2 protein-coding genes are annotated in these 23,399 nt (G+C 68.0%); both read right to left on the bottom strand.

Features of this window, described 5'->3' with window-relative positions; all coding sequences use genetic code 11:
- Positions 1–2: 2 nt before the first annotated feature.
- Positions 3–12,395, bottom strand: coding sequence for a non-ribosomal peptide synthase/polyketide synthase (locus tag ACTYOL_RS10670; RefSeq protein WP_444757897.1), 12,393 nt, complete (start codon positions 12,393–12,395; stop codon positions 3–5).
- Positions 12,395–23,398 carry an amino acid adenylation domain-containing protein gene (locus ACTYOL_RS10665; protein WP_444757896.1) on the bottom strand — a complete coding sequence of 3,668 codons (11,004 nt, stop codon included), beginning with the start codon at positions 23,396–23,398 and terminating at the stop codon, positions 12,395–12,397. Before ACTYOL_RS10665 ends, ACTYOL_RS10670 begins: the two co-directional genes overlap by 1 nt.
- Position 23,399 lies beyond the last annotated feature (1 nt).

Below are 23,399 nucleotides of genomic sequence, written 5' to 3'. Positions count from 1 at the left end.
CTTCACTCAGAAATTAGCTTCTCAAGCTCATCTCCTGTTAAACGTTCCAGGGCCTCCAAGGATTTAGCCAGTTCATCCATCAAAGGATCGTTGCCCACATCCAGTGCCTGCACCGAAGCGCTGAACTCGCCCAGGTGCCGCGCGTTGAACAGAGTCTTGAGCGGCACCTCGATGCCCAGGTGCTCGCGAATCCGCACGATCACCTGAGTCGCCAGCAGCGAATGTCCACCGAGGGCGAAGAAGTCATCTTCCAGACCCACCTGCGGTACTTGCAGCACGTCCTTCCAGATCTGCGCCAGTTGTTGTTCGCGCTCGCTGCGCGGTGCCACGTAGCGAGCCTGGGCCAGCTCCGGAGACGGCAACGCACGACGTTCCAGCTTGCCGTTGGGGCTCAGCGGCAGTTGCTCGAGCAACAACAGGTGTACCGGCACCATGTAGTCCGGCAGCACCGCACCGAGGCGCTCGCGCAAGGTGGCGCGCAAGGCTTCGGCCGCCGCGTCGTCCGCCACTGGCGTGCTTGGCACCAGGTAACCGGCCAATTGCAGGCCACCGGCACCCGGCACCGCCAGCACCACGGCCTCGCGCACTTCGTCCTGCTCCATCAGCCGTGCTTCGATCTCGCCCAGCTCGATGCGCAGCCCGCGAATCTTCACCTGATGGTCGATACGCCCCATGTACTCGATCACCCCGTCGGCGCGGTAGCGCGCCAGGTCGCCGGTGCGGTACAGCCGCTCGCCGTCACCGAAGGGGCTGGCGACGAAGCGTTCGGCGGTCAGCCCCGGACGACGGTGATAACCCCGCGCCAGGCCGGTGCCGCCCAGGTACAGCTCGCCTACCACGCCCACCGCCACCGGGCCTAGGCCAGCGTCCAGCACATAGGTCTGCAGGTTGGCGATGGGCTCGCCGATCGGCACGCTGTCGCGGCCTTCTTCGCGGCAGGTCCAGTGGGTCACGTCGATGGCCGCTTCGGTCGGGCCATACAGGTTGTACAGCCCGGCATTCGGCAGCTTGTCGAACACCTGGCGCTGGGCATCCACCGGCAGCGCCTCGCCGCTGCAAACGATACGGGTCAGGCTGTCGCAGCCCGCCACCGCCGGGTCGGCGACGAAGGCCTGCAGCATCGACGGCACAAAGTGCAGCGTGGTGATGCGCTCGCGGCGAATCAGCTCGATCAGTTGCGCCGGGTCGCGGTGCAGCCCCGGCGCGGCGACCACCAGGCAAGCGCCGGTCATCAGCGGCCAGAAGAACTCCCACACCGACACGTCGAAGCTGAACGGGGTCTTCTGCAACACCCGGTCCCCAGCAGTCAGGCCATAGGCCTGTTGCATCCAGCACAAGCGGTTGGTCAGCGCCCGGTGGCGGTTGCCCGCGCCCTTGGGCTTGCCGGTGGAGCCGGAGGTGTAGATCACGTAGGCCAGGTTCTCGCCCGTGACCTCGATCACCGGCGCGTGCTCGGCATAACCGCTCAGTGGCTGGTCGAGCAACAGGCACTCCAGGCCCTGCGGCAGCGGCAACTGCTCGCGCAGGTGCGACTGGGTCAGCAGCAGTTCGATGCCGCTGTCCTCGATCATGTAGGCCAGGCGCTCGCGCGGGTATTCCGGGTCCAGCGGCACATAAGCACCACCGGCCTTGAGCACCGCCAGCAGCGCCACGACCATTTCCACGCTGCGCTCGGCCGCCACACCCACCAGCACATCCGGGCCCACGCCCGCCGCGTGCAGGCGGTGCGCCCACTGGTTGGCCAGGGCATCGAGCTGGCGGTAGCTGAGCTGACGCTCGCCGAACACCAGCGCCGTGGCGTCCGGCGTGGCCTCGACCTGACGCTGGATCAGCGCCTGGACGCTGTGCTCCAGCGGGTACTCGACAGCGGTGGCGTTCCACACCTCCAACGGCAAGGCACGCTCATGGGCGTCGAGCATCGACACCTCGCCCAAGGCCCGTGTGGCCGACACGGCCAGGCCTTCCAGCAGCAGGCCCAGGTGCACGGCCAGGCGCTCGATGGTCGCCGCCTCGAAGCTGTCGCCGTCGTAGCTGTAGTGCAGCAGCAGGCTTGCCCCCTGGTTGACCGCCAGGGTCAGCGGGTAGCTGGTCTGCTCGTGGTTGCTCACCGCGTCAAAGCGCAGCGCCTCGGGCGCAGCCTGCTCCAGCACTTCAGAGACCGGGAAGTTCTCGAACACCAGCAGCGTGTCGAACAGGGCGCCACCGCCCTGCCCGGCCAGGCGCTGGATCTCGTACAACGGCGCATGCTCGAACTCGCGCAGCGCCAGGTTGCGCGCCTGCACGGCCTGCAGCCAGTCGGCCACGGTCTGTTGCGGGGTCGGCGTGGCGACCACTGGCAAGGTGTTGATGAACAGCCCCATCTGCTGCTCCATGCCCGGCAACTCCGCCGGGCGCCCGGCCACCGTCGCGCCGAAGCACACGCTCGCCTGGCCGGTGTAGCGCTGCAGCAGCAACAGCCAGGCCGCCTGTACCAGGGTGTTGAGGGTGACTTTCTGCTCACGGGCAAAGTTCGCCAGGCGCGCAGTGACGGCCTCGTCCACGGCGATGCGGTAGTCGCCATGGGCGGCGCCGGCCGCGCGGGGCTCCTGGCGGATGGCACGGGCCAGGTGGGTCGGCTCGTCGAGCTCGGCCAGTTGCTGGCGCCAGAACGCCTCGCACGCCTCGGCGTCCTGCACCTGCAACCAGGCGATGTAGTCGCGGTAGCGCCCGACAGGCGCGGCGACCGCCTCACCGGCGTAGCGCGCCAGGACTTCGCCGAGCAGCTGCGAATGGCTCCAGCCATCCATCAGGATGTGATGGTGGGTCAACAACAGGTGATGACGGCCCGGCGCCGTGGCGATCAGTTGCACCCGCAGCAGCGGCGCCTGCTCCAGGTCGAAGCCCTGGGCACGCTCGGCCAATGCCAGCGCGTCCAGTGCGTCAGCCTGGTCGGCGCGGCCCTGCCAGTCGTGCAGCGCGAACGGCACTTCGACCTGGCGTGCCACCACCTGCAGCGGCTGGCTCAACCCACCTTGCCAGAGGAAACCGGTGCGCAGAATGTCATGGTTGAGCAGCGTAGCCTGCCAGGCATCGCGGAAACGCGTGGGCTCCAGCCCGTCGATGTCCACGCGCATCTGGTTGACGTAGTCGCCACTGGCCTGCTCGTAGAGGCTGTGGAACAACATGCCCTGTTGCATCGGCGACAGCGGGTAGAGGTCCTGGACACTGAAAGCCGCCAGCGGTAAGGCGTCCAACTGGGCCTGGGACAAGCGGGCCAGTGGCACGTCCGAAGGGGTCAGGCCGCCAGCCTGCGGTTGGCAGCAGTGCTCGATCAAGGCCAGCAACGCCTGGGTATAGGCATCGGCCAGGGCCTGGATGGTGTGGTTGTCGAAACGTGCGTCGCTGAAGGTCCAGCCCAGGCTCAACTCGCCATCGAACACCTGGCCATTGACGCTCAGCGCGTTGGCCAAGGGCGCGTCGGGGTGTTGCTCGGCGCCACGGGCCTCGTCGCAGGGCAGCCAGAACGCCGCCTCGCCGCTGGCGAAACTGGCATCGAACTGGCCCAGGTAGTTGAAGGTGATCGACGGGGTCGGCAGGCCGGCCAGTCGCTCGCGCACCTGCGGCGCGGCAAGCTGCGACAGCACGCCAAAGCCCAGGCCTTTGTCAGGGACCGCGCGCAATTGCTCCTTGATCTGCTTGAGCGAGTCGCCCAGGCCTGCCGCCGGGGTCAGGCGCAGTGGGAACACACTGGTGAACCAGCCGACGCTGCGGGTCAGGTCGAGGTGCTCGAACAGGTCTTCGCGGCCATGGCCTTCCAGCTGCACCAGCGCATGGGCCTGGCCGGTCCAGGCGCAGACGACCTGGGCCAGGGCGGTCAGCAGCAGGTCATTGACCTGGGTGCGATAGGCGGCCGGTGCATCCTGCAGCAAGCGGCGGGTCTGCGGCTTGTCCAGTCGCGAGTAGAGCGTGCTGCCGTCGCGATTGCGCTGGCCGCCATCGGCACGGTCCCAGGGCAATTCGGCGCTCAGTTCGCGGCCCTGGGCCTGCCAGTACTCCAGTTGTTCCAGCGCATTCGTGCTGGCGTGCTGGCGCAGTTGCTCGACCCAGTCGCGCTGCGAGCTGGTCTTGCCCGGCAGGGCCAGGGGCTTGCCGCTGCTCAGTTGCTCGAAGGCCAGTTGCAGGTCTTCGAACAGGATGCGCCACGACACGCCATCCACCGCCAGGTGATGGATCACCAGCAACAGGCGCTGGCTGCCGTCCGGCAGATCGGCCAGCACAGCGCGCAGCAGCGGGCCATCGCCCAGCGACAGACTGCGCTGGGCCGATTCGGCCAGGGCTTCCAGTTCGTCGGCAGCGTTGAGTGTGCGCTGCCACAGCAGATCAGTCGGCTGCTCGCCAAGCGGACGGTAATGCGCCTGCCAGCCTGCCTCGCTTTCGGTGAAGCTCAGGCGCAGCGCATCGTGGTGTGCAACCAGTGCCTGCAACGCTTGCTCCAGGTAACCCGCGTGCAGCGGCTGGGCCGGCTTGAGCAACACCGACTGGTTCCAGTGATGACGCTCGGGGATATCGGTGTCGAAGAACGCTTGCTGGATCGGCAGCAGCGGCATCTCGCCAGTCAAAGGGCCCTGCTCGATCAGTTGCGCACCCTCGCCTTCCTGGGCCACGGTCGCCAGCCCTTGGACGGTCTGGTGCTGGAACAGCGCCTTGGGCGTGAAGCGAATACCCACTTGCCGCGCCCGGCTGACCACCTGGATCGAGATGATCGAATCACCGCCCAGCTCGAAGAAGTTGTCGGTCACACCAATCGGCGAAACCTTCAGCACCTCTTCCCAGATCGCCACCAGGCGTTTTTCCAGCACGCTGCGCGGCGCTACCTGGCGCGTCGGGGCAGTTGCCTGCGGCGCGGGCAGCGCCTTGCGGTCAAGCTTGCCGTTGGGGGTCAGCGGCAGACGTTCGAGGAACAACCAGTGGGTCGGCACCATGTAGTCCGGCAGGGTCTGTTGCAGGTTGGCTTTCAACACACTGCGCAATTCGCTTTCGTCGGCGCCAAGGTCATGCGCCACCACGTAGGCGACCAGTTGCTGAACGCCATTGAGCTCGACGGCCAACACCGCCGATTCACGCAACAGGCCCTGGGCCTGCAAGCGCGCTTCGATTTCACCCAGCTCGATACGCAGGCCGCGTACCTTCACCTGATGGTCCACACGCCCGGCGTACTCCAGCACACCGTCTTCGCGGTAGCGCGCCAGGTCGCCGGTGCGGTACAGCCGCGAGCCATCCGCCGCGAACGGGTCCGGCAGGTATTTCTCGGCGGTCAGCCCCGGACGCAGCAGGTAGCCCCGCGTGATGCCCTCGCCTGCCAGGTACAGCTCCGCCGTCGCCCCAACCGGCACCGATTGCAGCTCGCCGTCCAGCAGGTAGCTGGCGGTGTTGTGCAACGGGCGGCCGATGTTGGCCTGCCCGCCCGCTTCGCGGCGGGTCCAGGTCGAATAGGTGGTGTCTTCCGAAGGGCCGTAGAGATCGTAGACATGCTGGATGTGCTCCAGCGCGTAGAGCGCCTCCACCACCGACTGTTTCAGCGGCTCACCCGCCAGGTTGACGATGCGCACGCCCGCCGGTATCTGCCCGGCACGCAGCAGCGCGCTGGCCGCCGACGGCACGCTGTTGATCAGGCTCACCCGATCCCGTGCAACCAGCTCCGGCAGCTCCAGGGCATTGCGCGCCCCCACGATGAAACCGCCACCGGCCAGGGTCACGAACAGCTCCCACACCGACAGGTCGAAACAGATCGAGGTGCTGGCCAGCACGCCTTGGATGTCCGCCTGGCTGTAGACCTGCTGCGACCAGGCCACCAGTGCGGCGACGTTGCGGTGGGCAATGGCCACGCCTTTCGGGCGGCCAGTGGAACCGGAGGTGTAGATCACGTAGGCCAGGTTATCGGCCACGGCGCGGGCTGGCAGGTCACTGTCGTCGCCGTCCAGCGTCAGCTCATCGAGCAGCACGCTCGCGAACGCGCCGTCCACCGCCAGTGCATCGAGCACGGAGCGTTCACTGATCAGTACGCGGGCGGCGCTGTCGTCGAGCATGTAGCTGACACGCTCGGCCGGATAGTCCGGGTCCAGCGGCACATAAGCACCACCGGCCTTGAGCACCGCCAGCAGCGCTACCAACATCGACATGCTGCGCGGCAAGGCCACGCCGACCCGCACTTCGGGGCCGACACCCAGGCTCACCAAGTGGCGGGCCAGGCGGTTGGCGCGGGCGTTGAGGGTGGCGTAGTCCAGCTGTTCGTCGCCCCAGATCGCCGCCAACGCCTGCGGTGTGCGGCGTACCTGGGCTTCGATCAGGCGATGGATGCACTGGCTGCGGTCGAAGTCCAGGCCAGTGGCGTTCCACTGCCGTTCGATACGGGTCCGTTCACGGCCCTCCAGCAAGGTCAACTGGTGCAACGGTGCCTGAGCGTCGGCACAGAACTGCTCCAGCAGGTGCAGCAGGTGACGCGCCACGCCCTCGACGGCGCTGTCGCGCAACTGTGTGCGGTCGTAGTTGAAATGCAGCGTCAGCTCCCGCCCGGCGGCCACCGCCAGGGTCAGCGGGTAGTTGCTTTGCTCGTGGGCACGTACCGCGCTGAAGCGCAGGCTCTGGTCGCCGCCCTGCTCCAGGGCCTCGGCGATGGGGTAGTTCTCGAACACCAGCAAGGTGTCGAACAGGCCCTGGCTACCCTGCTCGGCCCACCGCTGGATTTCGAACAGCGGTGTGTGCTCGTGCTCGCGCAGGGCCAGGTTGACGCCCTGGACCGTCTGCAACCACTGCGCCAGCGTTTCCTGTGGATCGGGCGCGGCGATCACCGGCAGGGTATTGATGAACAGACCGATCTGCTGCTCGATGCCCTTGAGCTCGGCCGGGCGACCCGCCACGGTGGCGCCGAAGCACACGCTGCGCTGCCCGGTATAGCGCTGCAACAGCAACAGCCAGGCGGCCTGCACCAGCGTGTTGACGGTCACCTTGTGCTGGCGCGCCAGCACGCCGAGGCGCGTCATGGCCTGGGCATCGAGGCCGGCATGATGATCGGCATAACCGCCCTGCCCGCCAGGCTGCGGCGCAGGCAAGGCACGCGACAGCCAGGTCGGGGCCTGCAGACCGTCCAGTTGCTGGCGCCAGAACGCCTCGCGGGCCTGCGCCGGCTGCCGCTGCAGCCAGCCGATGTAGTCGCGGTAGTGCCCGGACGGCGCCGCGATGGCCTGGCCGGCATAGCGCTGCAGCACTTCGCCCAGCAATTGCGCGGTGCTCCAGCCGTCCATCAGGATGTGATGGCTGGTGAAGATCAGGTGATGGCTGTTGGCACCGTTGCCCACCAGCAACAGACGCAGCAACGGCGCCTGCTCCAGGTCGAAACCTTGCTCACGGGCTTCGCGTGCCAAGGCATCGAGCCGTGCACTGTCCGGCACCTGACCATCCCAGCGCACCTCGGTGAACGGCACCTGCACCTGGCGCTGCACCACCTGCAGCGGCCGGGTCAGCTCGCCCTGCCAGCGCAAGCCGGTGCGCAGGATCGCGTGGGCCTCGATGGTGGCCTGCCAGGCGGCCCGGAAGCGCGCCACATCCAAGCCCTGTACATCGGCGCGCATCTGGTTGATGTAGTCACCGCCCGCCTGGTCGTAGAGCGAGTGGAACAACATGCCGTGCTGCATCGGCGACAGCGGGTAGATGTCCTCGACGGTGCTGGCGTCCAGCTGCAGCGCATCCAGGCCGGCCTGGTCCAGCTCGGCCAATGGCACATCGGACGGGGTCAGCCCGGCGTGGCCAGCCTCGGTGCAGTGCTCGACCAGGGCGCCGAGTGCCTCGCGGTAGGCATCGGCCAGGCCTTGCACAGTGGCGACTTCGAGCATCTGCGGACTGAAGGTCCAGCTCAGGCTCAACTGGCCGTCGTACACCTGGCCATTGAGGGTCAGCCAGTTGCCCAGTTGCGCAGCATCGCCCTGCTCGCGGCCACGGGCCTCGCCACTGGGGCGCAGCAATGCCTGTTGCGGGTCGAAGCTGGCGTCGAACTGGCCAAGGTAGTTGAAGGTGATACGCGGCTGCGGCAGCGCCTGCAATGCCGCACGATCATCGGCGCTGCCAAGGTAACGCAGCACGCCGAAGCCCAAGCCCTTGTCGGGCACTGCGCGCAGTTGCTCCTTGACGCGCTTGATCGCGCTGCCCAGGTCGGCGCAGTGGTCCAGGCGCACCGGGAACAGGCTGGTGAACCAGCCAACGGTACGGGTCAGGTCGATGTCGTCGAACAGCTCCTCGCGGCCATGGCCTTCAAGCTGTACCAAGGCACTGTCGCTCCCGCACCAGGGCGCCACGACCCGTGCCAGGGCGGTCAGCAGCAGGTCGTTGACCTGGGTGCGATAGGCCGCCGGTGCTTCTTGCAGCAGGCGCCGGGTGGTCTCGGCATCCAGCCGGGTGTGCACGGTGTGGGCCGGGGCGTTGGCCAGCGAGCCCTGCGGGTCGTTTACCGGCAAGTCGCGCGGTGCGCCGGCCAGTGCCGTCTGCCAATAGGCCATCTGCCCGCGCATATCGCCCTCGGCCGCAGCCGCCAGGCGCTCGGCCCAGGCCTTGAGCGAGCTGGTCTTGGCCGGCAGCACGCACGGCTGGCCAGCGTCCAGTTGCGTCAGCGCCTGTTGCAGGTCATCGAACAGGATGCGCCAGGAAATACCATCGACCACCAGGTGGTGAATGACCAGCAGCAGGCGTTGGCTGCCGTCGGCGAGCTGCGCCAGCACCGCGCGCAGCAGCGAACCGTCTTCCAGCGCCAGGCTGCCCTGTGCGCGGTCGGCCAGGGCCTCCAGCGCAGCGTCGTCCTCGGCTTCGGCCTGCCACAGCAAGGCCGACTGGTGGTAGAGCGCCTGCATGGCCTCTGGGGTTCGGAACTGTGCCCCCTGCTCGCCGAACGACAGGCGCAGGGCATCGTGGTGGTTCACCAGTTGGCCCAGGGCCTCGGCCAGCGTCTCGACTGACAATACGCGCGCGGGCTTGAGCCAGACCGACTGGTTCCAGCGCGCAGGTTCTTCGGGCAACGCGGCGAAGAACGCCTGTTGGGCCGGCAGCAGCGGCAGGCTGCCGTGCACCGGGCCCTGGTCGATGACCAGCCCCTGCCCGCCCAGCTCGGCGACCTGGGCCAGGGCGCGGATGGTCTGGTGCTGGAACAATTGTTTGGGGGTGAAGCGAATACCCGCCTGGCGCGCGCGGCTGACCAGCTGGATGGAGACGATCGAGTCGCCGCCCAGTTCGAAGAAGTTGTCGGTCACACCCAGCGCCTGGCACTTGAGCACGTCCTGCCACAGCGCGTGCAGGCGCAGTTCCAGGTCGTTGGCCGGTGCGACCTGCTCGCTGCCCGCGTTGGCTTCAGGCAGCGGCAACGCCTTGCGGTCGAGCTTGCCATTGCTGGTCAACGGGAACGCGTCCAGCAGCAACAGGTGGTTGGGCACCATGTAGGCAGGCAGCTGCCCTTGCAGCGCCTCGCGCAGGGCCACCGCCAATGGCTCGTCCTGGCCCGGCTCGGGCACCACGTAGGCCAGCAACTGCTGCTCACGCGCCAGCACCAGCGCCTGGCGGACACCCGGCAGCGCGCCCAGGCGCGCCTCGATCTCGCCCAGCTCGATGCGCAGGCCGCGGATCTTCACCTGATGGTCGATACGCCCGAGGTAGTCGATCACCCCGTCGTCGGCCTGGCGCACCAGGTCGCCACTGCGGTACAGGCGCGCGCCGGGTCGGCTGGAGAACGGATCGGGCACGAAACGCTCGGCGGTCAGCGCCGGGCGCTGATGATAACCACGAGCCAGGCCTTCGCCACCGATGCACAGCTCACCGGCAGCGCCCGCCGGACACACCTGCAACGCCTCGCCCAGCACGTAGGCGCTGGCATTGTCGATCGGCATGCCCAGCGGCACTACCGCCCCTGACAGCACGGCCGGGACTTCGCACGCGGTGCTGTCGATGGTCGCCTCGGTCGGGCCATAGAGGTTGACCAGGCGCCCTTGCCAGCGCTCGCGCAGCTGTGCACACAACTGCGCACTCAGGGCCTCGCCGCCGCACAGCACGGTGCGCAGGCTGGCCAATTGCTCAGGGCGTGCCTGGGGCAGCATCGCCTGCAACAGCGACGGCGCCGATTGCAGCACGGTGATGCCGTGCGCCTGAACCTGCTCCCACAGTTGCGCCAGCGACTCGTCCTGCCCCGGCGCCGCCAGTACCAGGCGCGCGCCGCAGATCAGCGGCAACCAGAACTCCCACACCGAAGCATCGAAGCTGATCGCGGTCTTCTGCAGCACGCGGTCCTCGGCCGTCAGCGGCAAGCAATCGCGCATCCACGCCATGTGGTTGCCAAGGCCGGCATGCCGCACCGCCACGCCCTTGGGCTGGCCGGTGGAACCGGAGGTGTAGATCAGGTAGGCCAGGTGCTCGCCATCCACCGCAACCTGCGGCGCGATGAAATCCCCATCCTGCACCGCGCTCGCAGGCGCGAGCGCCAGCACGTCCAGGCCCTGCGGCAGCGGCAGTTGCGCCAGCAGGGCCGGCTGGGCGAGCAGCAGGCCGATGCCGCTGTCGTCGAACATGTAGGCCAGGCGCTCGGCAGGATAGGCCGGGTCGAACGGCACATAGGCCCCACCGGCCTTGAGCACGGCCAACAGCGCCACCACCAGCTCCAGGCTGCGTTCGGCAGCGATGCCCACTCGCACCTCGGGGCCGACGCCACGGGCGATCAGCTCACGTGCCAGGCGGTTGGACCGCGCGTCGAGCTCGGCATAACTGCACTGCTGCCCGGCGCAGACCACGGCGACGGCCTGCGGCGTGCGCTCGGCCTGGGCCTGCACTTGCAGGTGCACCGGGCGAGCATCGGCATGCGCCACCTGCGGCCCCTGGGCACGCAGGCGCACCTGCTCGGTTTCGGCGGCGCTCATCAGCACCAGCTCGGCGCAACGCTGGTCAGGCTCGGCGACGATGGCCGCGAGCAGCGTTTGCCAGTGAGCGACCAGGCGCTGCACGGTGTCGCGCTCGAACAGGTCGGTGGCATAGGTGAAGGCGGCGATCAGCGCGTCGTCGGACTCATGGGTTTCCAGGGTCAGGTCGAACTGCGCGGTGGGGTTGTCCCAGGCCACCCCTTCGACGCGCAGGTCACTGCCCGGTGCAGCCTGGGCCTGGCCGCGCGCCGGGGCACTGCGCTGGTGGTTGAACATGACCTGGAACAGCGGCGCATGGCTGAGGCTGCGTTGCGGTTGCAGGGCTTCGACCAGTTGCTCGAACGGCAGGTCCTGATGCTCCTGGGCGCGCAACGCGGTGTGCTTGACCTGCTCGAGGAAGGCGCGGAACGGCTGCTGCCCATCGATCTCGGCGCGCAGCACCTGGGTGTTGACGAAGAAGCCGAGCAACCCCTCGGTTTCCGGGCGGTTGCGGTTGGCCACCGGCACCCCGACACGGATGTCGTGCTGACCGCTGTAGCGGTGCAGGAACAGTTGGAAGCTGGCCAGCAACAGCATGAACAGGGTCGCGCCCTGCCCCTGGGCCAGGCTGCGCAGTTGACGGCTGAGGTCGGCATCGAGGCTCACCTCCAGGCGCTCGCCACGCAGGCTCTGCACCGCCGGGCGCGGACGGTCGCCCGGCAGCGCCAGCAGCGGCTGCTCGCCGCCCAGTTGCTCACGCCAGTAGTTCAACTGGCGCTCGCGCTCGCCGGCTTCCATCCAGTGCCGCTGCCAGATCGCATAGTCGGCGTACTGGATCGGCAGCGCCGCTGCCACGGGGGCCTGCCCCTGGCTGAATGCACCATAGGCCCGCACCAGTTCGCCGATCATGATCTGGATCGAGGCGCCGTCGGCGATGATGTGGTGCTGGACGATGGCCAGCACATGGTCGTGCTCACCCACCTTCAGCAGGCTGGCACGCACCAGCGCGCCGTCGAACAGGTCGAACACCTGCTGGGTCAGGGCTTCGACCCGGGCCTTGATGCAGGCATCCAGCGCCGCATCGCCCGGGGTGCCGGCAACCAGTTGCTCGTGCGCCAGGGGTAGCCCTGCGGGCGGCAGGATACGCTGGCTCAGGCGCCCGTCCTGCTCGGCAAAGCGGGTGCGCAGGCTTTCATGGCGCTGCTCCAGCCAGTCGAGGCTGCGCTGCAGGGCGTCGATGTCCAGGTGGCCGCGCAGACGCAGCACGGTCGCCAGGTTATAGGCGGTGCTGCCAGGGTCCATCTGCCAGAGGAACCATTGACGCTCCTGGGCGTAGGACACCGGCAGCGTTTCGAAGGCTGACTGCACCTGCGGGATCGGCAGGTTGGCCGGGGACACCCCCTCCGCCAGCATCTTCTCCAGGTACAGGCGGCGCTTTTCCAGCGGCAGGGTAATGAAGCGCTGCGCGATTCTCAGGGCTGCTTGGGTTTCCATCAAACTTCCTCCATTTCGTCAAGCAGCCATTCGAGCTTGCTCAATTTCGATTCATCTACCACCTGCCCGCCTGCCTGGCCCAGCGCCTCGGCGAACTGCTCCAGCACCGGCGCCTGGAACACCAACTGCGGCGACAGCTTCAGACCCAGCGCCAGTTGCAGGCGCGAGACCACGCTGACAGCCAGCAACGAATGCCCGCCCAACTCGAAGAAGTGGTCGTGCACCCCGACCTGCTCCAGTTGCAGCACCTGCTGCCAGACCTCGGCGACCTGGCGTTCCAGGTCGGTACGTGGAGCCTGGTAGACCTGGCGTGAAGCGCTGGCGTCGACGGCCGGCAAGGCCTTGCGGTCGAGCTTGCCGTTGGGGGTCAACGGCATGCGTTCAAGCACCTGGATATGCGCCGGCACCATGTAGGCCGGCAGCCGCTCGGTCAGGCACTGGCGCAGCGCCTCGCGCAGACTGTCGCTGCCCGCCTCGGCGGCCTCCAGCGGCACCACGTAGCCCACCAGCTGTGCGCCGCCCGCGCCGTCGCGGGCAATCACCACGGCCTCGCGGACCTGCGGATGGTCCTGCATCAGGGCCTGGATCTCGCCCAGCTCGATGCGGAAGCCACGGATCTTCACCTGATGATCCAGGCGCGCGAGGTACTCCAGCGTGCCATCGGCCAGGTGGCGCACCAGATCGCCCGTGCGGTACAGCCGCGCGCCATCGTCGGCGAACGGATGCGGCACGAAGCGCTCGGCGCTCAGTGCCGCGCGGCCGTGGTAGCCGCGGGCCAGGCCTTCGCCACCGATCAGCAGCTCACCGGCCACGCCCGGCGCCACCGGTTGCAGATCGGGGCCGACGACGAACAAGGTGGTATTGCCGATGGCCTCGCCCAGCAGCGGTGCCGGCTGTGTGGCATCCAGGCGTCGCCGTGCCGACCAGATGGTGGTCTCGGTGGGGCCATACAGGTTCCACACTTCGCCCCCCAGGGCGAGCATGCGCAGGCTCAGTTCCGGTGCCAGCGCCTCGCCGCCGCAGAGCATGCGGCAACCTCGCAGCAGCTCGGCCTGCGGGTTGTCGAGCAGCATGCGCCAGGTCGACGGCGTGGCCTGCACCACGTTCACGGCCTGCTCGCGCACCACCTCCAGCAGTTGCTCGGGATCGCGTGCAGCCTGGCGATCCACCAGCACCACACGTGCGCCGCGCACCAGTGGCAGGAAGATTTCCAGGCCGAAGATATCGAACGAGAAGGTGGTCAGCGACAGCACTCGGTCTTGCGCCTGCAACCCTGGCGCTGCCGCCATGCTGTCGAGGAAGTTGCCAAGCCCCCGGTGCGGGACCATCACCCCCTTGGGCCGTCCGGTGGAGCCGGAGGTGTAGATCACGTAGGCCAGGTGGTCGTCAGCCACCGCTACCTGCGGGTCATGTGCCGCCAGCGCGTCCAGCGCATCCGACTCCGCTGCCAGCAGCATCTGCTGTACGCCCTGAGGCAGGGTACGCCGTTCGGCCAGGTGGGGCTGGGTCAGCAGCAGGCCGATGCCGCTGTCCTGGATCATGTAGTCCAGGCGCTCTTCGGGGAAGTCCGGGTCCAGTGGCACGTAGGCGCCACCGGCCTTGAGCACGGCCAGCAGTGCGACCAGCATTTCCAGGCCGCGGTCCAGGCACAGCCCCACCAGGCGGTCTGGCCCCACGCCCCGGGCGATCAGCCCATGGGCCAGGCGATTGGCGCGCAGGTTGAGCTCGGCATAGCTGATCGATTCCGTGCCATAGACGGCGGCGATAGCCTGGGGCTGGGCCTGAGCCATGGCCTCGAACTGACGGTGCACTGGCAGCCAGCTCACATCGTGGCCGACCTGGCCGCTCCAGTCGTGCAGCACCTGGCGGCGCAGGTCCGCCGGCAGGCTGTCGACCTCGCCCAGCGGGCGTTCGGCATCTTCGACCAGGGCGTCGAGGATCTGCGCCAGTTGCGCCGCCAGCCCAGCGATCTGCGCCGGGGTGAAGCACTGCGGGTCGAAGCTGTATTGCAGGCTCAGTTGCTCGCCGGCGTTGACCAGCAGGGTCAAGGGGTAGTTGGTCTGTTCGAGGTTGTCGATGGCACCGAAGCGCAGGCCATCCGGTGCACGCGCCTGCAGCACGTCCGACACCGGATAGTTCTCGAACACCAGCAGGCTGTCGAACAGGGCTTCACCACCCTGCCCGGCCCAGCGCTGGATGTCGAACAGCGGCGTGTATTCATGCTCGCGCAGACTCAGGTTCTGCGCCTGCAGGCCCTGCAGCAGGCTGGCGACACTGTGCTGGGCGTGCAGGGTCAGCGCGACCGGCAAGGTATTGATGAACAGGCCGACCTGCTGCTCGACCCCCGCCAGCTCCGACGGGCGCCCCGCCACCGTGGCACCGAAGCACACGGTCTGCTGCCCTTGGTGGCGCTGCAACAGCAGCGCCCAGGCCGCTTGCAGCACGGTGTTGAGGGTGACTTTCTGCTCGCGGGCAAAGGCCGCCAGGCGCGCGCTGCGCGGGGCATCGAACACCTGGTCGTGCTGGGCGTGGGCCTGCTCATCGCTGGCAGGCGTGGCGCCACGGAACACTTGGGCCAACAGGGTCGGCTCGTCCAGCTCGGCCAGTTGCGCGCGCCAGAAGTCCTGGTTGCCCTGCTGATCCTGGCGAGCCAGCCAGTCGATGTAGTCGCGGTAGCGTCCGCGTGGCGCGTCCTGTGCCTGGCCGTTGTAGTGCTGCAGCACTTCGGACAGCACCTGGGCGTGGCTCCAGCCATCCATCAGGATGTGGTGATAGGTGTAGATGAAGTGGTGACGGCCTTGGCCAAGGTCCACCAGCAGCAGACGCAACAGCGGCGCACTGGCCAGTTCGAAGCCCTGCTGGCGCTGGGCATCGGCCAGGGCCTGGAGGGCCGGGGCTGGCGCGTCCAGGTCACGCAGGTCATGGACGCTGAATGGCACCTCGACCTGCTGGCGAACCACCTGCAGCGGCTGGGCCAGATCGCCTTCCCAGACGAAGGCAGTGCGCAGGATGTCGTGGGCCTGCACCGTGGCCTGCCAGGCGGCATGGAAGCGCTGCGGGTCGAGGCCATCGATGTCGACACGCATCTGGTTGATGTAGTCGCCGCTGGCCTGCTCGTAGAGGCTGTGGAACAGCATGCCTTGCTGCATCGGCGACAGTGGGTAGAGGTCCTGGATCGTCTGCGCCGCCACTGGCAGGGCATCGAGCTGGGCCTGATCGAGCCCGGCCAGGGGGAAATCCGACGGCGTCACGCCGGCGACACCGACCGTGCAGCAATGGCCGACCACCGCCACCAGCTCACACTGGTAGTCCTCGGCCAGACGCTGCAGCGTGGCGATATCGAAGCGCTCGCGGCTGAAGGTCCAGCTGATCTGCAAGCGCCCGTCGAACACCTGGCCGTTGAGGTTGAGCCAGTTGTCCAGCGGCGCCTCGGGTGAATGCTCGGCGCCACGGTTCTCCCCGGCAGGCAGCCAGGCGGGCGACTCGTCGGCGAAGCTGACATCGAGCTGGCCGAGGTAGTTGAAGGTGATGCGCGGGGTCGGCAGCGCACGCAGGGCGTCGCGCACCGAGGCGTCGCCCAGGTGACGCAGCACACCGAAGCCCAGGCCGTTATCGGGGATCGCGCGCAGTTGCTCCTTGATCTGCTTGAGCGAGTCGCCCAGGCCTGGCGCCGGGGTCAGGCGCACCGGGAACACGCTGGTGAACCAGCCGACGCTGCGGGTCAGGTCGAGGTGCTCGAACAGGTCTTCGCGGCCATGGCCTTCCAGTTGCACCAGGGCGTGGTCGTGGCCAGTCCAGCGGCAGATCACACGGGCCAGGGCCGTCAGCAACAGGTCGTTGATACGGGTGCGGTAGGCGGCGGGCGCCTGCTGCAACAGTTGCCGGGTCTGCTCGGCATCCAGTGTGCTGTGCACCGTCACGCCGTCGCAGTTGCGATTGGCGGTGTCCGGGCGTTGGCACGGCAGGCTGTCGTGGGCGCCTTCTAGCGTTGCACGCCAGAAGTCCAGCGACTGTTGCAGGCGCGGGCTTTGCGCGGCGCGTTGCAGTTCGCCAGCCCAGTCACGCTGCGAGCTGGTCTTGCCCGGCAGGGCCAGGGGTTTGCCGCTGCTCAGTTGCTCAAAGGCCAGTTGCAGGTCTTCGAACAGGATGCGCCACGACACCCCGTCCACCGCCAGGTGGTGGATCACCAGCAACAGGCGCTGGCTGCCGTCCGGCAGATCGGCCAGCACGGCGCGCAGCAGCGGGCCATCGCCCAGCGACAAGCTGCGCTGGGCCGATTCGGCCAGGGCTTCCAGTTCATCGGCAGCATTCAGGGTGCGCTGCCACAGCAGCTCAGTTGGCTGTTCGCCAAGCGGGCGGTAATGCGCCTGCCAGCCAGCCTCGCTTTCGGTGAAGCTCAGGCGCAGACCATCGTGGTGCGCGACCAGCGCCTGCAACGCCTGCTCCAGGTAACCCGCGTGCAGCGGCTGGGCCGGCTTGAGCAGCACCGACTGGTTCCAGTGGTGACGCTCGGGGATGTCGGTGTCGAAGAACGCCTGCTGGATCGGCAGCAGCGGCATCTCGCCACTTAGCGGACCCTGCTCGATCAGTTGCGCGCCCTCGCCTTCCTGGGCCACGGTCGCCAGCCCTTGGACGGTCTGGTGCTGGAACAGCGCCTTGGGCGTGAAGCGGATGCCCACCTGACGCGCCCGGCTGACCACCTGGATCGAAATGATCGAATCGCCGCCCAGCTCGAAGAAGTTGTCGGTCACGCCAATCGGCGAAACCTTCAAGACTTCCTCCCAGATCGCCACCAGGCGTTTTTCCAGCACGCTGCGCGGTGCCACCTGACGCGCCGGGGCAGTGGCCTGCGGCGCGGGCAGCGCCTTGCGGTCGAGCTTGCCGTTGGGGGTCAGTGGCAGACGTTCGAGGAACAGCCAGTGGGTGGGCACCATGTAGTCGGGCAAGGTCTGCTTGACCCAGGCCTTGAGCGGCTCGGCATTGTCGTGCAGCGCGGGAGCGACGACATAACCCACCAGCTGGGTGCTCAGCTCGCCCTGATGCGCGATCACTGCCACTTCACGGACGTCGGCATGAGCCTGCAAACGCGCTTCGATCTCACCCAACTCGATACGCAGGCCGCGCACCTTCACCTGATGGTCCACACGTCCGGCGTACTCCAGCACGCCGTCTTCGCGGTAGCGCGCCAGGTCACCGGTGCGGTACAGCCGCGAGCCGTCCGACGCGAACGGGTCCGGCAGGTATTTCTCGGCGGTCAGCCCCGGACGCAGCAGGTAGCCGCGGGTGATGCCCTCGCCTGCCAGGTACAGCTCCGCCGTCGCCCCGACCGGCACCGATTGCAGCTCGCCGTCCAGCAGGTAGCTGGCGGTGTTGTGCAACGGGCGGCCAATGTTGGCCTGGCCACCCGCTTCGCGGCGGGTCCAGGTCGAATAGGTGGTGTCTTCCGAAGGGCCGTAGAGGTCGTAGACGTGCTGGATGTGCTCCAGCGCGTAAAGCGCCTCCACCACCGACTGCTTCAGCGGCTCGCCCGCCAGGTTGACGATGCGCACGCTCGCCGGTATCTGCCCGGCGCGCAGCAGCGCGCTGGCCGCCGACGGCACGCTGTTGATCAGGCGCACCCGATCCCGCGCTGCCAGCTCCGGCAGCTCCAGGGCATTGCGCGCCCCCACGATGAAACCGCCACCGGCCAGGGTCACGAACAGCTCCCACACCGACAGGTCGAAGCAGATCGAGGTGCTGGCCAGCACGCCTTGGATGTCCGCCTGGCTGTAGACCTGCTGCGACCAGGCCACCAGTGCGGCGACGTTGCGGTGGGCAATGGCCACGCCTTTCGGGCGGCCAGTGGAACCGGAGGTGTAGATCACGTAGGCCAGGTTATCGGCCACGGCGCGGGCTGGCAGGTCACTGTCATCAGTGTCCAGCGTCAGCTCATCGAGCAGCACGCTCGCGAACGCGCCGTCGACCGCCAGTGCATCGAGCACCGCGCGTTCGCTGATCAGCACGCGGGCTGCGCTGTCGTCAAGCATGTAGCTGACGCGTTCGGCCGGGTAGTCCGGGTCCAGCGGCACGTAGGCGCCACCGGCCTTGAGCACTGCCAGCAGCGCCACCAGCATCGACATGCTGCGCGGCAAAGCCACGCCGACCCGCACTTCGGGGCCGACACCCAGGCTCACCAAGTGGCGGGCCAGGCGGTTGGCGTGGGCGTTGAGGGTGGCATAGTCCAGCTGCTCATCACCCCAGATCGCCGCCAACGCCTGTGGCGTGCGGCATACCTGGGCTTCGATCAGGCGATGGATGCACTGGCTGCGGTCGAAGTCCAGGCCGTTGGCGTTCCACTGGCGTTCGATGCGCTCGCGCTCGCTGCCCTCGAGCATCGCCAGCTCGCCGACGCGCTGCTCCGGCGCTGCAACGACCGCCTGCAACAGGTTCAGCCAGTGCTGCGACAAGCGCTCGATGGTCTCTGGCAGGAACAGGTCGGTGGCGTAGGTCCAGATCGCCGACCAGGCCGTACCCGATTCGAAGGTATTGAGGGTCAGGTCGAACTGCGCGGTGTGGCTGTCCCACGCCAGCGCCTCGACCTGCAGGCCCGGCACTTGGGCCATGGAGGCCTCGGCGGCGCGCTCGCCCTGGTGGTTGAACATCACCTGGAACAGCGGGCTGTGGCTCAGGCTGCGCTCAGGGTGCAGGGCCTCGACCAGTTGCTCGAACGGCAGGTCCTGATGGGCCTGGGCTTCCAGGGCGCTATCACGTACCTGCTCGAGCAGGCGAGTGAAGGCCATGCCCGGCTCGACTTCGGCGCGCAGGACCTGGGTGTTGACGAAGAAGCCGATCAGGCGCTCTGTCTCCAGGCGGTTGCGGTTGGCCACCGGCACGCCGACGCGGATATCACCCTGGCCGCTGTAGCGGTGCAGCAGCACCTGGAACGTGGCCAGCAGCAGCATGAACGGCGTCACCCGCAGCTCACGCGCCCGCTGTTGCAGGCCCTGGGCCAGGTTGTCCGGCAGCGCCAGCGCAAGCTGCGCGCCACGGAACGACTGTTCGGCCGGGCGTGGATGATCGGTAGGCAGTTGCAGGAACTGCTCGCCGGCAAGGCGTTCGGTCCAGTAGCCGAGCTGACGCTCGCGCTCGCCGGCCTCCATCCACTGCCGCTGCCAGATCGCATAGTCGGCGTACTGCAGCGGCAATACCGGCAGCGTGGGCGCTTCGCCCTGGCTGAAGGCGGCGTAGCATTGCACCAGTTCCTCGACCAGCACCTGCATCGACCAACCATCGGAGACGCTGTGATGCTGGGTGACGACCAACACATGGTCGTCCTGCGCCACACGCAGCAGGCGCACACGCAACAGCGGCCCCTGCTCCAGATCGAACACCTGCGCCACCTCGGCCTGCACCCGTGCGGCCAATTCGGCCTCGGCGACCGTTTCGATCGGTAGCGCCAGCGGTGCGGCGGCGTGGATGCGCTGCTGAGCACCCTCGGGCGTCTGGACGAACGTGGTACGCAGCGACTCGTGACGCGCCAGCAGGCTGTCGAAGCTGCGCTGCAACGCCGGCACATTCAGCGCGCCGCGCAGGCGCAAGGCGCTGGGGATGTTGTAGGCGCTGCTGCTCGGGTCGAGTTGCCAGAGGAACCACTGGCGTTCCTGGGCGTAGGACAGCGGCGCCAGCTCGCCACGCGGTACTGGCAGCAGCGCAGGCTGTGCGGCGTCTGCAGTTGGCGTGAGGCTTGCGACGAACGCCTGCAGGGTGGTCTGTTCGAACAGAGTGCGCAGCGCCACTTGCAGGCCTAGGCCGTGACGCAGGCGCGACACCACCTGGGTGGCCAGCAGCGAATGCCCGCCCAATACAAAGAAATCGTCCTGCAGACCGACTCGCTCGACCTCCAGCACCTGCTGCCAGATTTGCGCCACCTGCTGCTCCAGCGCCGTGCGCGGCGCCTGGTAATCCTCCTGGCGCAGGGTCGGGGCCGGCAGCGCCGCACGGTCGAGCTTGCCGTTGAGGGTCAGCGGCAGGCTGTCCAGGCACAGGATATGCGCTGGCAGCATGTACTCCGGCAAGTCGGCCTTGAGGCCGCTGCGCAGGCGCTCGACAAGCGCAGACACCTCGCCGCTGCCCTGCTGCGCCACCACATAGGCCACCAACTGCGTACCGGCACTGCCGTCGCGAGCGAGCACCACCGCCTCGCGCACGCCTGGCAGTTGCAGCAAGCGGGCCTCGATCTCGCCCAGCTCGATACGGAAACCACGGATTTTCACCTGCTGGTCGATACGCCCGACGTACTCGATCACCCCGTCGTTGCGATAGCGCGCCAGGTCACCGGTACGGTACAAGCGCCCGCCATTGCCGAACAGGTCGGGCACGAAGCGCTGGGCGCTGAGGTCGCTGCGGCGATGATAGCCGCGCGCAAGCCCGGCTCCGCCGACATACAGTTCGCCGATGCATCCCGGCGCGACCGGCTCCAGCTGGCCGTCGAGCAGGTACCAGGACAGGTCGTCGATCGGCTCGCCGATCGGGCTGCTGGCTGCCCCTTCGAGATCACGCGGGCTCAGCGGACGGTAGGTGACATGCACGGTGGTTTCGGTGATGCCATACATGTTCACCAGGCGCGGCCCCTGCGCAGCGAAATGCCCGTACCACGGGCGCAGCGCCTGCACCTCCAGGGCCTCGCCACCAAAGATCACCTGGCGCAGGGCACCGAGCTCAGCGGCGTCGCGCGTGCAGGCCACCTGCATCAGCTGCTTGAACGCCGAAGGGGTCTGGTTCAGTACCGTGACGCCTTCGCGGTGCAGCAGCGCATGGAAATCCTCGGTGCTGCGGCAGGTCTCGTGCGGCACGATCACCAGGCGCCCGCCATGCATCAGGGCGCCGAAGATCTCCCACACCGAGAAGTCGAAGGCGTAGGAGTGGAACAGCGTCCAGACATCGTCGGCACCGAAGTGGAACCAGCGCTCGGTGGCGGCGAACAGGCGCATGACGTTGTCGTGGGGCAGCAGCACGCCCTTGGGCTGGCCGGTGGAACCGGAGGTGTAGATGACATAGGCGAGCTGGCGCGGGTCGCAGGCCAGCTGCGGCGCGCCGGGGTCGGCAAGCGGCTGTGGCGACAGCGGCTCCAGCATCAGTTGGCGCACGTCCTGCGCACCCTGCACACGTGCCGCCAGGTGCGGCTGCACCAGCAGCAGGGCAATGCCGCTGTCGGCCATCATGTAGGCCAGGCGCTGGGCCGGGGCGCTGGGGTCCATGGGCACATAGGCTGCACCGGCCTTGAGCGTGGCGAGAATGGCCACGATCATTTCCAGGCTGCGCTCGGCCACCAGGCCGACCCGCACCTCAGGGCCGACACCCTGCGCCAGCAGGCGGTGCGCCAGGTGGTTGGCCTGGGCTTCGAGCTGGCCGTAGCTGAGCTGGCGATCATCCAGCGTGACCGCGATGGCCTCGGGGCGCAGGCGCGCCTGCTCCTCGATGCGCTGGTGAATGCACTGCTGCACCGGATACTCAGCTGGCCGTGGATTCCACTCGGCGATGATGTCCGCGCGCTCCTGCGCAGTGAGCAACGGCACCTGCACCAGGGGTGTATCCGGCGCTGCGACCATCTGCCCGAGCAGTTGCAGCCAGTGCCGCGCCATGCGCTCGACCGTGGCCCGCTCGAACAGGTCGGTGGCGTAGGTGAAGGCTGCCGACAACTGCTCGCCCGCCTCGGCGGTGTCCAGGGTCAGGTCGAACTGCGCGGTGACCGTGCGCACGTCCAGCCCCTCGATATGCAGGCCCGGCAGGCGCAGCGCCGAAGCGCCATCGCCGCCAAGGTGGTTGTGCATGACCTGGAACAGCGGGTTGACCCCGGCACTGCGCTCCGGCGCCAGGGCTTCGACCAGTTGCTCGAACGGCAGCGCCTGGTGGGCCTGGGCGCCGAGCACCGCCGTACGCACCTGCTGCAGCAGTTCACGGAAGGTATTCTGCGGGTCGATGCTGACATCCAGCACCTGGGTGTTGATGAAGAAGCCGATCAGCGCCTTGGTATCGGGGTGCTGACGGTTGGCCACCGGCACGCCGACGCGGATCTCGCGCTGGCCGCTGTAGCGGTGCAACAGCAACTGGAAGCTGGCCAGCAGGAGCATGAACGGCGTCATCCCCTGCGACTGGGCCAGACTGCGCAGGCCACGCTGCAACTCGCCCGGCAGCGTTACCGCCAGGCGTTCGCCGCGATGGCTGGGCTGCTGCGGGCGCGAGTGATCGAACGGCAACTCCAGCACCGGTTGCTCGCCGCCCAGACGCGCAGCCCAATAGCCCAGCTGGCGCTCGCTCTCCCCCGCCTCCATCCACGCCTGCTGCCAGATCGCGTAGTCGGCGTACTGGATCGATGCCGCCGCCAGCGTAGGTTCACCACCGCCGCTGAGGGCCGCATAGGCGTGTACCAGTTCCTCGACCAGCACCTGCATCGACCAGCCGTCGGAGACGATATGGTGCTGGGTCATCACCAGCACATGGTCGTCATCGGCCAGGCGCAGCAGGTCGACCCGCAGCAGCGGGCCCTGCTGCAGGTCGAACAGCGCCTGGGTACGGGCCTCGACGAAGTCGCGCACGGCCTGCTCGGTATCGGCGCCGGCATCAGCGGGCAGGTGCTGCAGCGGCAGCTCGAAGGCCGATGCCGGCGCCTCGATCACCTGACGCACGCCCTCGGCCGTCTCGACGAAGCGCGTACGCAGCGATTCGTGCCGCCCCAGCAACCACTGGAAGCTGCGGGCCAGGGCCGGCACATCCAGCGTGCCCTTCAGGCGCAGGGCACTGGGGATGTGGTAGGCACTGCTGTGCGGCTCCAGTTGCCAGAGGAACCACTGGCGCTGCTGGGCGTAGGACAGCGGGATAACATCGAGGCCTTCACGGGCCGCCGGGATCGGCAACTGCCCCAGGGTCAGGCCCTTGCCGGCCAGCTTTTCCAGGAAGGCCCTGCGCTGTGACAGCGGCAACCTGATGAATCGCTGAACCAGCGCGATGTTATCCATTACAGCCATC

Origin of the sequence: Pseudomonas sp. A014 (assembly GCF_052378495.1) — a bacterium.
Taxonomy (GTDB): domain Bacteria; phylum Pseudomonadota; class Gammaproteobacteria; order Pseudomonadales; family Pseudomonadaceae; genus Aquipseudomonas; species Aquipseudomonas machongensis.
This window is presented reverse-complemented; position numbering and strand designations above follow the sequence as displayed.